This is a genomic window from Microbacterium testaceum (assembly GCF_001476285.1).
In the GTDB taxonomy this organism is placed as follows: Bacteria; Actinomycetota; Actinomycetes; order Actinomycetales; family Microbacteriaceae; genus Microbacterium; species Microbacterium testaceum_B.
This window is the reverse complement of sequence record NZ_LDRU01000053.1, coordinates 1-15,301: the sequence shown is the minus strand read 5'-3', so window position 1 is coordinate 15,301 and position 15,301 is coordinate 1. Positions and strand designations below refer to the sequence as shown.

13 protein-coding genes are annotated in these 15,301 nt (G+C 70.3%); 7 read left to right on the top strand and 6 right to left on the bottom strand.

The features are described 5' to 3' along the window. Window positions 1–184 precede the first annotated feature (184 nt). The 6 genes from NS283_RS09710 to NS283_RS09685 are packed head-to-tail and all read left to right on the top strand — an operon-like array spanning window position 185 to window position 5,261. Window positions 185–751: a glucose-6-phosphate isomerase family protein gene (locus NS283_RS09710; RefSeq protein WP_058596661.1), complete on the top strand. Its 567-nt coding sequence runs from the start codon at window positions 185–187 to the stop codon at window positions 749–751. After that, window positions 744–1,436 carry a deoxyribose-phosphate aldolase gene (gene deoC, locus NS283_RS09705; protein WP_058596660.1) on the top strand — a complete coding sequence of 231 codons (693 nt, stop codon included), beginning with the start codon at window positions 744–746 and terminating at the stop codon, window positions 1,434–1,436. Before NS283_RS09710 ends, deoC begins: the two co-directional genes overlap by 8 nt. Continuing rightward, on the top strand, window positions 1,433–2,401 hold the full coding sequence (locus NS283_RS09700) for a shikimate dehydrogenase family protein (RefSeq protein WP_058596659.1): 969 nt from the start codon (window positions 1,433–1,435) through the stop codon (window positions 2,399–2,401). The genes deoC and NS283_RS09700 overlap by 4 nt, the downstream gene beginning before the upstream one ends. Window positions 2,402–2,404: 3 nt before the next feature. Next, the gene (locus NS283_RS09695) at window positions 2,405–3,916 is read left to right on the top strand and encodes a xylulokinase (RefSeq protein WP_058596658.1); all 1,512 of its coding nucleotides are present in this window, start codon (window positions 2,405–2,407) and stop codon (window positions 3,914–3,916) included. Next, window positions 3,913–4,638 carry an SDR family oxidoreductase gene (locus NS283_RS09690; protein WP_058596657.1) on the top strand — a complete coding sequence of 242 codons (726 nt, stop codon included), beginning with the start codon at window positions 3,913–3,915 and terminating at the stop codon, window positions 4,636–4,638. Before NS283_RS09695 ends, NS283_RS09690 begins: the two co-directional genes overlap by 4 nt. Then, on the top strand, window positions 4,635–5,261 hold the full coding sequence (locus NS283_RS09685; RefSeq protein ID WP_058596656.1) for a bifunctional 4-hydroxy-2-oxoglutarate aldolase/2-dehydro-3-deoxy-phosphogluconate aldolase: 627 nt from the start codon (window positions 4,635–4,637) through the stop codon (window positions 5,259–5,261). The genes NS283_RS09690 and NS283_RS09685 overlap by 4 nt, the downstream gene beginning before the upstream one ends. 331 nt (window positions 5,262–5,592) lie before the next feature. On the opposite strand, the gene NS283_RS09680 is transcribed toward NS283_RS09685, so the two are convergent. From NS283_RS09680 to NS283_RS09655, 6 genes are all read right to left on the bottom strand, one after another. After that, the gene (locus NS283_RS09680) at window positions 5,593–6,756 is read right to left on the bottom strand and encodes an ROK family protein (RefSeq protein WP_058596655.1); all 1,164 of its coding nucleotides are present in this window, start codon (window positions 6,754–6,756) and stop codon (window positions 5,593–5,595) included. A gap of 148 nt (window positions 6,757–6,904) precedes the next feature. After that, complete coding sequence (locus NS283_RS09675) at window positions 6,905–7,696, bottom strand: ABC transporter ATP-binding protein (protein ID WP_058596654.1); 792 nt, start codon at window positions 7,694–7,696, stop codon at window positions 6,905–6,907. Continuing rightward, a complete protein-coding gene (locus NS283_RS18665; protein ID WP_058596653.1) occupies window positions 7,693–8,529 on the bottom strand; it encodes an ABC transporter ATP-binding protein in 837 nt (278 codons plus the stop codon). Before NS283_RS18665 ends, NS283_RS09675 begins: the two co-directional genes overlap by 4 nt. Next, window positions 8,526–9,431 (bottom strand): ABC transporter permease, encoded by a 906-nt coding sequence (locus tag NS283_RS18660; protein WP_153003326.1) that lies wholly within the window; start codon window positions 9,429–9,431, stop codon window positions 8,526–8,528. The genes NS283_RS18665 and NS283_RS18660 overlap by 4 nt, the downstream gene beginning before the upstream one ends. Window positions 9,432–9,433: 2 nt before the next feature. Continuing rightward, on the bottom strand, window positions 9,434–10,423 hold the full coding sequence (locus NS283_RS09660) for an ABC transporter permease (protein WP_058596652.1): 990 nt from the start codon (window positions 10,421–10,423) through the stop codon (window positions 9,434–9,436). A gap of 31 nt (window positions 10,424–10,454) precedes the next feature. Beyond that, window positions 10,455–12,125 carry an ABC transporter substrate-binding protein gene (locus NS283_RS09655; RefSeq protein ID WP_058596651.1) on the bottom strand — a complete coding sequence of 557 codons (1,671 nt, stop codon included), beginning with the start codon at window positions 12,123–12,125 and terminating at the stop codon, window positions 10,455–10,457. A 278-nt stretch (window positions 12,126–12,403) separates the two neighbouring features. Between NS283_RS09655 and NS283_RS09650 the strand changes: the two genes are divergently transcribed. Next, window positions 12,404–15,295: a chitobiase/beta-hexosaminidase C-terminal domain-containing protein gene (locus tag NS283_RS09650; RefSeq protein ID WP_153003325.1), complete on the top strand. Its 2,892-nt coding sequence runs from the start codon at window positions 12,404–12,406 to the stop codon at window positions 15,293–15,295. Window positions 15,296–15,301: the final 6 nt, after the last annotated feature.

The window sequence follows — 15,301 nt, the reverse complement described above, 5'->3', positions numbered from 1 at the left end:
CACCTGCGTCACCACCCGACGTAGCCCAACTACCCCCAGACCCCCGCAAACTCCCCAAACCGACCTCCGATTGCCCAAACTCCCCTACTTCTTGTAGTGTTACTACGCACGACGACGTACCCCAGTCGTCGGCGAAGGGAACGACTGCATGTGCGCCGCTGCACGACTGGCCGAACCGGCCCGGATGACCGTCGATATCGCTCGAGGCCTCCTCGCCGGAGGTTCCGAGCGCTACGAGAAGCACCTGCCCGACCTCGCGGGCGTCTACCGCGATGACGGGGCCTACGCCGAAGCGGTCGCGCTCGACGGCGGCGAGCCGGTCTACTGGGTCGAGAGCAGCACCCCCGAAACCGGGCGCGGAGCGCTCACCATCGGCCTGAGCGTCCTCCGGCCCGGCCGGATCGGCGACGAGTTCGCAATGACGCGGGGGCACCTTCACGCGCAGTCCGAGTTCGCGGAGCTGTACTACGGCGTCGCCGGCTCCGGGGTGATGCTGCTCGAGTCGGTCGAGGGCGAGTCCCGCGCCCTTCCGATCACCCCCGGGGTGGTGGTCCACGTCCCCGGCGGCTGGATCCACCGCAGCGTCAACGTCGGCGACGACACGCTCGTCACGCTCTTCACCTACGCCACCGAGGCCGGTCAGGACTACGGGATCATCGCCGACGCCGGAGGCATGCGACAGCTCGTCGTGGCCGACGGCGACGACTGGACGACCCGCCCGAACCCCGACCACGGAGGCTACCGTGCCTGATCCCGGTCCCGTCCTCGCCGATCTCGCGCGGCACGTCGACATCAGCTGCGTCCAGGCGCAGCACGCCCGCGCAGACATCGACGAGCTCGTGCGCCAGGCCGTCGCGGGCGGCTTCGTCAGCGCCCACGTCCTCCCCGAGTGGCTCGGGTACTTGCGCGAGCGGCTGGAGGGCACGGGCGTCCTCGCGGGCTCGCCCGTGTCGTTCCCGAGCGGCGGTGCCACGACCGCGACGAAAGTGGCCGAGGCATCCGAACTCCTCGACCTCGGCGCTCAAGAGCTCGACGTCGTCGTCGCCATCGGGCGCTTGCGCTCGGGAGACGTCGCCTACGTGACGGACGAGCTCGCCGCGATCGTCGAGGTCGTCGACGGCCGCGTGCCGCTGCGCGCGATCCTCGAGGTCGGCCGTCTCGACGACGACGACGACATCCGTCGCGGGGTCGACGCGGCCATCGCTGCCGGAGTCCCCTGGATCAAGACGGGCACCGGCTGGTCGGGCGTTGCGACCACGATCGAGCACATCCGCCTGATCGCCGATCGGGCCGACGGTCGCGCGGCCCTCAAGGCCGCGGGAGGAATCCGCGACCTCGACACCGTCCGCGCGATGGCCGAGCTCGGCGTCACCCGATTCGGCATGAATGCCACGGCCGCGCTGGCCGCGGTCGCCGCCACGAAGGACCAACGATGACGTTTCCCACCCTCACCGCTTCGACCCTGCGTCCGGCGACGGCCCCCACGCTCTACTTCATCGGCGTCACGACGGGGAGTTCCTCGATCCAGCACGTCTTCCCCCGGTGGGCCGCGCACCTCGGATTGCAGGATGCCGTGCTGCAGGGCATCGACCTGCCCCTGCACGCGCCCGCCGACGACTACCGCGCCGTCGTGCGGTTCATCGCGGAGGACCCGCTGAGCCTCGGGGCCCTGGTCACCACGCACAAGATCGACCTCTTCGCCGCCTGCCGCGACCTCTTCGACGAGATCGACGCCTTCGCGGCGCTGATGGGCGAGACCAGCTGCATCTCGAAGCGTGACGGGCGACTCATCTGCCACGCGAAGGATCCGATCTCCAGCGGTCTCGCGCTCGACGCGTTCCTCCCCGCCGGATTCTGGTCGCGAGGACCCGCCGACGCCCTGTGCCTCGGCGCGGGTGGCTCGTCGATCGCGATCAGCTGGTACCTGTCCCGGCAGGAGCGGGGCCTCGACCGTCCCGCGCGCGTCATCGTGACGAACCGCTCGGCGGCGCGCCTCGAGCACCTGCGCGAGATCCACGCCACGCTGCCGACGGACACGCTGTTCGAGTACCACCTCACCCCCACCGCGTCCGACAACGCCCGCGTGCTCGCCGACCTGGCGCCGCGTTCGCTCGTCGTCAACGCGACGGGTCTCGGGAAGGACGCCCCCGGCTCCCCGCTCCCCGACGACGCCGTCTTCCCCCTCGACGGGGTCGCGTGGGATCTCAACTACCGCGGCGATCTCGTCTTCCTCGATCAGGCACGGGCGCAGAGCGCCGAGCGCCGCCTGCGGGTCGAGGATGGTTGGATCTATTTCGTGCACGGATGGACGCAGGTCATCGCCGAGGTCTTCGACATCGAGATCCCGACGTCGGGCCCCTCTTTCGAGCGCTTGAGCGAGCTCGCCCTGGCCACCCGCTGATCGATGGGTCCTCTCGCTCTCGCTCTCGACCTCGGCACCGGGGGGTGCAAGGCGTCGCTCTGGTCGGCCGAGGGCCGCTCGGTCGCCGAGACGGTCGTGTCGTATCCGACGCGGCATCCCGGTCCCGGCCGTGCCGAGCAGCGGCCGGACGAGTGGTGGGATGCCGTCGTCTCGGCGACCCGTGACGTCATCGCCCAAACACCCGGCGCACGGGAGGCCGTCGTCGGGATCGCCCTGTCGGGGCAGAGTCTCGGCGTCGTGCAGGTCGACGCCGCCGGAGAGCTCGTCGCCCGTGACACCCCGATCTGGTCGGACACCCGTGGCCGGACCGACGACGTCTTCGCCCACCTCGACGAGGACGCATGGTACCTGCGCACGGGCAACGGCTTCGGCGCGCAGCTGTATCCGCTCTTCAAGACGCGCACGATGCGTCTCGAGGACTCCGAGGGATGGTCGAGGACGCGGACGCTCCTCGGCTCGAAGGACTGGATCACCCTGCGGCTCACCGGCGAGATCGCAACCGACCACTCCATGGCATCCGGATCCGGCGCCTATGACCTCACCCGCGGCGACTACGACGACGCGCTCCTGGATGCGGCCGAACTCGACCGCTCGCTCTTGCCCACCCCGCGCGAGTCGTCCGACGTCGTCGGCACGTTGCGCGCGGACGCCGCCGAGGCGCTCGGCCTACCCGTGGGTGTGCCCGTGCACGCGGGGGCGGTCGACAACGCGGCAATGGCACTGGGCTCGCGGGGCACGACCGACGGCCGGATCTACGCCGCCCTCGGCTCGTCGAGCTGGATGACGGTGACCTCGAGCGCGCCCGTCCTCGACGTCGACACGCGTCCGTACGTGTTCCGTCACGCCGTTCCGGGGCTCTACATCAGCGCGCTGTCGACATTCAGCAGCGGCACGACCCTGACGTGGCTCCGCGACGTCATGCGCCCGGGCAGCGACATCGGCTCGTTCATCGACGGTGCCGCGGCGAGCCCGCGCGGGGCACGCGGCGCCGTTTTCGTCCCGACGCTCGCGGGCGGCACCCCGCTCGAGGGCGGCAGCGGCGTGCGAGGCCTCGTCTCGGGTGTCGAGCTCGGCACCGGTGCCGAGGATCTCGTGCGGGCATGCCTCGAGGGTGTGGCGTTCGCGCTCGACCGGAGTCTGCGTCACATCCGTACGCTCAGCGGACTGCCGTCCGACACCGACCTGCTCGTCTCGGGCGGGGGTAGTCGGTCCGCCGTCTGGAACCGGATCTACGCCGACGTGCTCGACACCCCGCTCGTGCGCACCACGGTCGACCAGCAGGCGGCGACCCTCGGCGCCGCCGCCCTCGTCTTCGCCGGGTCCGGGGTGTGGCCCTCGCTCGCCGCGGCGGACGACGCGCACGAGGTCATCGACCGCGTGATCCCCGACCCCGACGGGGTGCGCGCTTACGCCGCGCTCCGTGACCGCTACACCGCCGCGGCCGACGCCGCGGTGGTCTTCGCCCGATCCACCCCCTCCCAGGAGAACGAATGACCTCCCTTCCCCTCGTCGTCATCACCGGAGCCAGCTCCGGTATCGGTGCCGCGACCGCGCGCGCCTTCTCGGCCGCCGGACACCCGCTGCTCCTCATCGCGCGGCGCCTCGCCCCGATGCAGGCCCTCGGTCTTCCGGATGCCGAGCTCGCCGAGGCCGACGTCACCGACACCGCCGCGGTGGCTGCGGCGATCGCGCGCGCCGAAGGGCGCTTCGGTCCCGTCGACCTCCTCGTCAACAACGCGGGCCTCATGGCCCTGTCGACGGTCGCCGAGCAGGACCCGGCGCTCGTGCAGGAGCAGTTCGACGTGAACTGCGTCGCCCTGGTGAAGAACAGCCAGCTCGTGCTGCCGGGCATGCAGGACCGCCGTCACGGGACGATCGTCAACATCGGCTCGATCGCCGGGAAGCAGCTCTACGAGAACCACGTCGTCTACAACGGCACGAAGTACGCGGTGCACGCGATGACCGAGGGGCTCCGCCGGGAGAACGCCGCGCACGGCGTCCGCGTGCTCCTCGTCGCCCCCGGAATGGTCGACACCGCTCTGCTGAGCAACACCGGCGAGGGCGACGTGCTCGACGGCTACCGCGAGTACAAGCAGAGCATCGGCGGCGGACTCGTCCCCGACGACATCGCCCGCGCGATCCTCGCCGCGTACCAGCTCCCGCAGCACGTGAGCTTCCGCGAGATCGTGGTCGCCCCGACCTCTCAAGACGCATGACCGGCGTCGACGTGCTGCACGGCAGCCTGATCGTCCCCGTCGTCGTCCTCGACGACGCGTCTTTCGCGCCCGACCTCGCCGACGCTCTGACGGCCGGCGGGATCCCGACGGCCGAGATCACCCTCCGCACCCCCGCAGCCCTCGACGCGATCCGCGCGGTGGCCGGGCGCTCCGGCTTCGCGGTCGGAGCCGGCACGGTGACGACCGTCGCCCAGGTGGAGGCGGCCGTCGACGCCGGAGCGACCTACCTCGTCTCACCGGGGTTCGACGACGCCGTGATCGAGCGGGCGGCAGAGCTCGGCATCCCGTTCATCCCCGGGGTGGCGACCGCGACCGAGATCCAGCGGGCGATCGCCGCGGGACTCGACCGGCTCAAGCTGTTCCCCGCGGGCGCTGTGGGTGGCCCCACCGCGCTGAAGGCCTTCGCCGGTCCGTTCCCCGACGTGCGCTTCCTGCCGTCGGGCGGCGTTTCGGCCGCGAACGCCGGCGAGTACCTGGCGCTCGGCAACGTCTTCGCGGTGAGCGGATCCTGGATGGTCCCGGCCGCAGCCCTCACGGCACGGGATGCCGACACCGTCCGCGCCCTCTCGGCTGAGGCGTCGGCGGCGGTCGCCGCGTCCTGACCGACCTCCGCGGGGCGGCCGGGCGCGAGGCAGCCTGTGCCCGTGCCGTCCCGCGGAGTCCCCGACACGCCGAGTTCCGGCATCCTGGACCGGCGTGTCGCGGCCCGACTCCGCCCGACGGCACGTGGGCACGATCGGCGCAGCGTCCCCGTGCCCGTACCGTCACGCGGAGTCCGCACCCGACACGCCGAGCCCACGGCATCCCGAACCGGCGAGTCACGGCCGAACTCCGCCCGACGGCCCGGCCACCACCCGGCGGCACGGCGGCCGCCCGACGGCCCGGCCACCACCCGGCGGCCCGACGGCCCACCGGCCGCCGGGCGGCCCGGCCTCACCCCGCGAGTGCGGAGCGGAGCGCGAGGGCCGCACCGCCGAGGGCCGCGGCTCTCGACGGGTGGGCCGAGACCGTGACGCGGACGGGGTGGGTCCTTCGTGCGAAGAACGCGCGGTCGACGCTCTCCTGTGCGCGGGTGGCGAAGAAGTCCGCCGCGGCGCCGAAGCCGTCACCGGTGAGGACGACGAGACCCACGTCGAGGAGATTCACCAGTCCCGTGATGGCCACTCCGAGGGCATCCGCCGCGCGCGTGAGCACCGCGACGGCATCGGCGTCGCCTGCCGTCAGCGCCCCGGACACGATCTCGGACCAGGCGAGCGACCGACCCGTGCGCTGCGCGTACGCGAGCTCGACGGCGAATGGCGCGGCGACGAGCTCGAGGCATCCGCGGTTTCCGCAGTGACACAGCGGACCGTCGAAGTCGACCGAGAGGTGCCCGATCTCGCCGGCGTTCGCGCTCGCGCCGCGCAGCGGCTCCCCTCCGATGACGATTCCGGCTCCGATGCCCACCCCCATGTGAATGGTCGCGAACGTCGACTCGCCCCGTGTCGCCCGCGAGTAGTACTCGCCGACGGCGGCCGCTGTCGCGTCGTTCTCCATCACGACGGGGAGTCCCGTCGCCTCGGACAGAGCAGCCCGCAGCCCGAAGTCCGACCAGGGCCGCTCGGCGGGCAGTTGCACAGCGGTTCCGCGCACGCTGTCGATCGGGCCGGGCACGACGACTCCCGCGCCCGTGACGATCGCGGGATCGACGTCGAGTTCGACGATGAGTCGGCGCACGTCGTCGGCGACGCGGCGCACGACCGTCGCGGGCGGATCGTTGCCCGCCCCTGCACCGTCGCGCTCGGCGACGACCTCGCCCCACAGGTTCACGGCGACGTACGAGGTCGAGCCGAAGCCCAGCAACACCCCCACCGCGTAGCGGGCGTCGGGCCGAGCCTCCAGGAGTGTCCGCGGCTTGCCGCGAGTCGGCGTCCCCTGCCCGACCTCGGTGACGAGGCCGTCGCGGATCAGCTCGCGCACCACCGTCGTCATCGACGCGGGTGTGAGAGCCGTGGCGGCGGCGAGCTCGATGCGGCTGATGGGTCCGGCGGCACGGATGAGCTCGAGCACCACGCTCCGGGTAGGCGGTCGAGGGGCCGCGCGATCGGCATCCGTCATCGGTCACCACCGCGAAAGCGCACGGTGAGCACCTCATGGATCCGGATGCCACCGGCCTCGGCGCCCGCGCGATGCGGAGGCTGCACGGCGTCGAGGTCCACCCTGTAGCAGTACCACGGATCCGCACGACACCCCGGGAGCCGGGGGCTCATGACGGCGTCGCGAAACGCCGACGCGGGTCCGGGGCCGCCTCCGCCAGGCGCTGCGTGTACGGGTGCTGCGGGCGCAGGATGACGTCGTCCGCGGCCCCCGCCTCGACGATCTCGCCGCGGTACATGACGAGGATCTCGTCGGAGAAGTGCCGGGCCGTCGCGAGGTCGTGGGTGATGTACAGCAGCGCCAGCTCCTCCTGCCGTTGGATGTCGGCGAGCAGTCGCAGCACCCCGAGGCGGATCGAGACGTCGAGCATCGAGACGGGTTCGTCGGCGATGAGGACACGCGGGCCGGGAGCGAGTGCGCGGGCGATGGCCACGCGCTGACGCTGACCGCCCGACAGCTCGTGCGGACGCCGGGCGAGGAAGTCGGCTCCGGGACTCAGGTGCACCCGCTCCAGCAGCTGCTCCGCCGCCTCGCTCACGGCGCGGCGGCCGCGCGCGCGACCCGAGATCACCAGGGGACGGGCGAGGTGGTGCAGCACCGAGTGGAAGGGGTTCAGCGAGGCGAAGGGGTCTTGGAACACCATCTGCACATGCGAACGGAACCGCCGCAGGTCTGAAGCGCGGGTCCCCAGCCGCTGCCCGTCGAGCAGGATCTCGCCCGCCGTCGGTCGCTCCAGCTGCAGCAGCATCTTCGCGACCGTCGACTTGCCGCTGCCGCTCTCGCCCACCAGCGCCACCGTGCGGCCGGCGGCGACGGTGAAGTCGACGCCCTTCACCGCCTCGACGGCGTGTCTGCCGCTCCCGTAGGTCTTGCGCAGCCCGACGGCCTCGATCGCGTTCATTCGTTCTCCTCCGGGTTGCGTCCCGTCCACCCGTCGCCGGTCAGGCTCGGAAAGGCGGCGAGCAGTTCGCGCGTGTACTCCTGGCGGGGGTTCTCGTACAGCTCGCGCGTCGGGGCGAGTTCGACGATCTCCCCGGCTCGCATCACCGCGATGCGATCGCTCACCTCGAGCAGCAGCGGGAGGTCGTGGGTGATGAAGATCACGGCGAACCCGAGCTCGTCGCGCAGGCGCGTGACCTCGCGCAGGATGTCGCGCTGCACCACCACGTCGAGGGCGGTGGTCGGCTCGTCCATGATCATGATCGGCGGGTCGAGAAGCAGTGCCATCGCGATCATCACGCGCTGGCGCATCCCGCCCGAGAGCTCGTGCGGGAACGCCTCGAGCCGCTCGGCCGGCACCCCGACGACCTCCATCAGCGTCGCGCACCGCGCGCGACGCTCCACGGCGGTCATCGCCGGACGGTGCGTGGTCAGCACGTCCTCCAGTTGCGCGCGGATGCGCAGCACGGGGTTGAGCGCGTTCATCGCGCCCTGGAACACCATCGAGATGCGATCCCAGCGGAACGCCCGCAGCGCCGACCCCTCGAGGAGGTCGACGCGGATCGACTCCCCACCGGCGAGGAAGGTCACCTCACCGCCCGTCAGCTGCGCCGGGGGCCGGAGCAGCTGGGTGATGCCGTACGCGAGCGTGGTCTTGCCGCACCCGGACTCCCCCGCGATCCCGAGGATCTCGCCGCGCGCGAGGTCGAAGCTGACCCCGCGGACGGCGTGCACGACCGGATCGGAGAGGTAGTCGATGCGCAGATCGTCGACGCGCAGCACCGGGGCGTTCATGCGATCGCCTTCACCGGACGCACGCGGCGCGGTGCCCGCAGCTTCGGGTTCACGATCTCGTCGAGCGCGAAGTTGATGAGCGAGAGGGCTGCCCCGAGCAGAGCGATGAGCAGACCCGGCGGCACGAACCACCACCACGCCCCCGAGCGCAGCGCGGACCCCATCTGGGCTTCGTAGAGCATGCGCCCCCAGGTGTAGTCCGACGAGACGCCCAGGCCGAGGTACGACAGCCCCGCCTCGGCGAGGATCGCCGAGACCACGCCGAAGACGAACGACGAGGCGAGGATCGGCAGCAGGTTCGGCAGGATCTCGACGGCGATGATGCGCCACGACCGCTCCCCCGCCACGCGTGCGGCGGAGACGTAGTCGCGGCTCCGGAGGCTGAGCGTCACCGCGCGCAGGACGCGCGCTCCGCCCGCCCAGCTCGTGAACGCCAGGATGAGCGCGACGACCGCGAGACCGCGGTCCTCGACGTAGCTCGAGATGACGATGATGAGCGGGAGCCCGGGGATCACGAGCGCGATGTTGGTGATGAGCGAGAAGCCCTCGTCGAGCCATCGTCCGAGGTAGGCGCCCACGATGCCGAAGAACGCCGCGAGGACCAGACTCAGGATGCCGACACTCACCCCGATCAGCAGGGAGTTGGTGGTGGAGACGGCCAGCTGGGCGAAGATGTCCTGCCCCTTCTGGGTCGTCCCGAGCCAGAACTCGCCGCTCGGGGGCGTGATCCCGATCGGGCGGATGAGGAAGGGGTCTCCCACGAAGGGCGGGGCGATCAGCCCGAACGCCACGATGGCGCCGGTGATCGAGAGTCCGGCGACGAGCTTGCCGCCCAGGCGACGGCGCCCGCGCCGCCGCGGCGAGAGCTGCGCGATGGTCGCGGTCACGGATTGCGAAGACATGACTACCTCCGGACCCGCGTGCGGGGGTCGATGACCCCGTACAGCAGATCGACGATGAGATTGGCGCCGAGGACGGCGACCGTGATGACGAGGAACAGCCCCTGCATGAGGGCGTAGTCGTTGTTGTTGACCGCCTGGAGCAGCGAGTAGCCGATCCCCGGGTACGAGAAGACCTGCTCGGTGACGAGCGACCCCGAGACGACGAAGCCGAGTGACAGGGCGAAACCGGCCACCGAGGGCAGGACGGCGTTGCGTGCCGCATACCGCTGACGGATGCGCACCGGCGACAGCCCCTTCGCCTCGGCCGTGGTGATGTAGTCCTCCGAGAGCGTGGCGACCATCATGTTGCGCATGCCGAGCATCCAGCCGCCGACCGAGCTGATGATGATCGTGGCGGCGGGCAGGGTCGCGTGCACGACCGCGCTCGACACGAACGACCAGGTCCACCCGGGGGTGGTGGTGTAGATGTCGTATCCCCCGAACGCCGGGAAGATGCGCCACACCACGGCGAGCAGGTAGACCAGCAGGATCGCCATCCAGAAGTACGGCACCGCCTGCAGCATCGTCGTGACCGGGATGAGGTTGTCGAGCCATCCCCCGCGCTTCCATCCGGCGAGGGTGCCGAGGGTGACCCCGAACACGAACGACAGCAGGGTCGACACCCCGACGAGCACGACCGTCCACGGCAGGGCCTGGCCGATCACGTCCTGCACGGGAGTCGGGAAGTACGTGATCGACGGACCGAAGTCGAATCGCAGAACGTTGCCGAGGTATCCGACGTACGACTCCCACAGGGAGCGGTCGTCATCGGTGCCCAGGAGCAGTTCGAGGCTCTGTCGCGCGGCCGGGCTCACCGGCCCCTTCTGCGCGAGCTTGGCGAGCATGATGTCGACCGGGTTGCCCGGCAGCAGGCGCGGGAGGAAGAAGTTCAGCGTGAGCGCGGCCCACAGGGCGATCACGTAGAACGCGAGCTTCTGGCCGTAGTACCTCACCCTCCCTCACCCCCGCGCGGGCTCGCCCCCGTCACTGGGCCGCCGCCGGCTGGAGACGTGCGGTGACGACACCCAGGTTCCAGATCGACCAGGATGCCGGGAAGGCGTACAGGTCGTCTTCGGTCGGCCATCCGGTGGCGTTCCGCGTGCTGTAGTACGTCACGGTCGGGACGACGAGGACGGGGATGTAGGGCATCGCCTGCGAGATCACGCGCTGGATCTCGAAGTACGTCTCCTTGCGCTTCTCGGGGTCGAGCTCCACGCGAGCCGCGGCGACGAGCTGGTCGACCGCGGGGTCGGAGTACCGGGAGTAGCTCGTGGGCGCCTGCTGCCCCACCGGGGCTGTGGCATCCGTCGTGAAGTACGTCGCATAGATGTAGTACGGGTCGGGCGCGGGTCCCTGATAGACGCCGTCCATCGTGAACTGGAAGTCACCGGAGAAGCGGCGCTCGTTCCACTGGGCACCCGGAAGGGCCTCGGGCTTGAGGTCGATCCCCGCCGCCGCGAGCTGCTGGGAGGCGACCTCGATGGCGGTGACGTAGTCGGTCCACTCCTGCGGGACCTGGACGGTGACGCTGAGCTTCTGGCCGTCCTTGGCGAAGAAGCCGTCGCTTCCGCGCGACCACCCGGCCGCGGTGAGAAGGCTCGCGGCTTCGTCGGGGTCGGCGTTCGGCGGCGTCTGCACCGCGAGGTCGGGGGCGATGAGGTCTGCGTCGCGCTCCGGCAGGAGCAGGGCGGGCGACACCGCGCCGCCGAGTCCCTCGAAGGCGATGTCGATGATCTCCTGGCGGTCGATCGCCGCGCTGATCGCCAGACGGACCGCCGGGTCGGTCTGCGGGCCGGAGCATCCCAGCGACGCCTCGGCGCACGCGACCCACGTGGTCTGGTTGATGGGGGTGTTGATCTGCTCGAGGTACGGGTCGTTTTCGACCTGCTCGGCGAAGTTGGGCACGAGGCCGGTGTTCCAGTCAAGCTGGCCGTTGGTCATGGCGGTGATCGCCGCGTCGCCACTTGCGAACGAGACGTAGCGCAGCGTCTCGAGCTGCGGTCGGTCGGGCTGCCAGTAGTTCTCGTTGCGCGAGAGGACGTAGCTCTGCGGGGTGAAGCTCGCGAGCGTGAAGGGCCCCGTCCCCACGGGCGCGTCGTTGACGAAGTTGACCACGTCGTCGAACCCGCTCCACAGGTGCTCGGGGACGATCGCGGTCCGGCCGATGAGCTCGGGCCCGATCGGCAGAGAGGGCTCGGCGAAGCTCACGGTGACGGTGTCGTCGTCGACGGCCGTCGCCTCACCGGCGTAGCCGATCGTGTTGATCTCGGGCGTCTTGGCGAGAAGGTCGTAGGTGAACACGACGTCGTCGGCGGTGAAGGCCTCGCCGTCGCTCCACTGGACGTCGGGGCGCAGTTCGATCGTCAGCTCGGTCGCGTCGTCGTTCCACGCGAACTCCGTCCCGAGCATCGGCTCGGGGTCGCCCGCCGAGATGGTGTTGTAGAAGAACAGCGGCTCGTAGATCGCCCCGAGGGTGGGCTGCAGGACGTTCGGCGAGAACGGGTTGAAGTTCTTCGTGATGTCGCCCAACGAGCCGGTGGCGATCGAGATGCCGTTCTGATCGCCGCCGGGCGACACGCATCCGCTCACAGCGATGGCGGTCGCACCGAGGGCGGCGGCGAGGGTAAGGCCCCGCCGGGAGCTACGCAGGATCATCGTCGTTCCTCTCCCGGCACACCACCGTGCCGGACGTCGTCCTCACCGTCTGGCGAGGTTTAAGTAAAGTAACTGAAATTAGTGGTTCTTGGTAGCCCAACTACCGACTTGCTTCCCAAGGCCCCGAAGCAGCCCCGTTTTTTCGGCTCTTGCGCCGATCCGCCTCCCCGCATAACCTCACTCACGTCACCCCCGGCGTAGCTTTACTACCGATTCGCGCGGCACATCCCGCGATGAGTCGCCCGCGACGCCTCCCATCACCGGCGATAGGAGAACCCATGAGACGACGGCGCACAGCCCTCGCCTTGACCGCGACGACGAGCGTCGTCGCTGCCGCCCTGCTCGTCCCCACGACCGCGGCATCCGCGGCCGACGAGCAGCGCACCGTCACCGTCCACCTCGACCAGACCGTGCAGGAGGACTACCTCGGCGTCGGCGTCAACGTCATCCCGTGGAGCCTGCTCGAGGGCACCACGAAGTACGGCTACGACGACGCCGACTGGGAGGTCGACGTCGAGCGCATCCACACGCTGCAGCCGAAGGTCGCCCGCATCTGGTTCCAGATCGACTGGATGGAGCTCGAGAAGGGCCAGTACGACTTCGAGAGCCCCGAGATGCTCGCGTTCTACCGCTACCTCGACGCCTTCAAAGACGCGGGCACCGAGGTCGAGCTGAACTTCGGGTGGAAGGTCGGCGCGCGCGTGCACGACTGGTTCACGATCCCCGGCGCGCCCGACCCGTACATCTCGGCACCGGCCGACCTGCCCGCGTACGGCGCCTCCGCCTCGGCGCTGCTGCAGAACCTCTTCGACCGCGGCTACGACAACGTCGACCACCTCACCTTCTACAACGAGCCCAACGGCAGCTGGGACTTCTGGGCGCCGGGCGACGAGAAGGCCTACTACGCCGACATGGCCCGCGCGGTGAGCGACCGGCTGACCGCCGACGGCCTGCGCGACGACGTGCAGATCTGGGGTCCCGAAGAGGTCAACGCCGTGGCCTGGACCCAGTACATGGCCGAGAACGCGGGCGACGTCTTCGACCAGTACTCGTTCCACCTGTACGGCGAGTCGTACGACGCGATGGGGGATGCCATCGCCCAGCGCCGCGCCGTCATCGGCGATGCCCCGCTGAACCTGTCCGAAATGGGCTGGACCAACCCCGGCACCAGCGTCTGGGAGACCGGCTACGCGAACTACATCATCCGCAGCGCCAACGACGGCGTGCACTCGAACCTCATCTGGCAGCTCAACGGCGTCATGACGGGCGACCCCGCGGGCGACACGAACGGGTCGTACAACCTGTGGGACTCGCTCATCCTCGGCCTCGAGCCCACGGCCGCGTTCTCCGAGGCGGGCCCGCTCATGCGGTACGTGCCCACGCACAGCACGGTGCTCGGTACGGAAGTGTCGGATGCCGATGTGCGCGCGACCGCGTTCCGGGCGCCTGACGGTGAGCTGACGGTGCTGGTCGAGACCCAGTCGGGATCGCCGAAGGACGTCCGCGTGCAGTTCGAGGGCGGCGACGCGACCGCGGACTTCACCCGCATCGCGTACACGGATTCGATCGCACAGCCCGGCGAGAACGCCCTTCTCCCCGCCTCGAGCGGAACCCTGACCCCGGATGCCAACGCCTTCACCGACACCGAGATCGGCGACGAGCACACCTACGCCATCTACACGACGGCCCCCGCGGCCACACAGGTCGAGATGACCCCCGTGCGCACCTCGGTCGCCGGCGGTGCGCAGGTGCAGCTCGACGCGAACGTCATCGACGGCACCGGCACGCCGACCTGGTCGGTGGTCGGAGACGACAACGGCACCATCGACGCGAACGGTCTGTTCACGGCCCCGTCCGTGACGACCGAACGCACCGTCGCCGTGCGGGCCACGCTTCCCGACGGGGAGTACGGCGTCGCGCAGGTCGAGGTCACCCCGGCCAGCACGGCCGGAGTCACCGACGCTCCGGTGTTCAGCCTCGAGCGTGGCGTCTACGACTCGATCGAGGCCGTGACGATCACGAGCGCCACCCCTGACGCGCAGATCTTCTACACGACGGACGGCAGCGAGCCCACGGCATCCTCCACCCCGTACACCGGGCAGATCTTCCTCGAGCCGCTCAAGACGACCTACCTTCGGGCCGTCGCGGTGGCACCCGGGGCCGACGCGTCGGGAGTGACCTCGAGGCTGTACAAGGTGAGGGACGTGCAGAACGCGCCCGACGGGTACACCTTCTGCCAGTACGCGGACGGCGGCGAGTGCGCCTTCGACGGGGAGGCGAACGTGGCCTTCGGCTCCGACGGACTCTTCGTCTTCGGCACCTTCACCGACGGGGTGGACTGCACGGTCGCCTCCTTCGGCTCGAACCCGAACCCGGGCGGCGACAACCGCTGCTTCGTCAACCCCGACGTGTCGGAGGAGCCGCCGCTGGTGAGCATCCTCAACGCCGGGTTCGAACGCCCCGCCACCGGCGGCACCGCGAACGGGCCGATGGTGAACGGCTGGACGTTCAGCGCCCGCGCCGGCATCCAGCACAACAACAGCGTGTTCGTTCCCGCTTCGCCCGCCCCGCAGGGGGAGCGCACGGCGTACCTCAAGAGCGACTCGGGGCTCGCCAGCCGGATCGATCAGACCGTGGTGTTCCCGGCCGGAACCTACGCGATCACGTTCGCCGCGGCGAACCGCGTCGGCTTCGGCGGCCAGCAGGAGTTCGACGTCGAGATCGACGGGCAGAAGCTCGGCCACTACGTGCCGGTCGGCGGCGAGTACCAGTACTACGAGACGGCGCCCTTCACCGTGACGCAGGGCGAGCACACCATCTCGTTCGTGGCGACCACCACCGAGGGCGACAACACCGGGTTCGTCGACGACGTCCGTGTGGTCGCTGCCGGCGACACGGACACCACGGCCCCGACGGTCACGGTCAAGCAGGGCGCGGAGTTCACCCAGGGCGACGCTGAGGCGTACGACAGGGTGAGCTTCAAGCTCTACGACGCCGGCAGAATCGACCGCGTCACCATCAACGGGGTCGTGAAAGACCTCGTCGACGACGAGTGGTCGGACGTGAACTTCGTCGCTCCGGGCGTCTTCGGCGCGGTCGCCGGCGAGAACACCCTGGTGGCTCAGGATGCCGCGGGCAACACCACCACGGTGACGTTCACGCTGCGCTGACCCGGG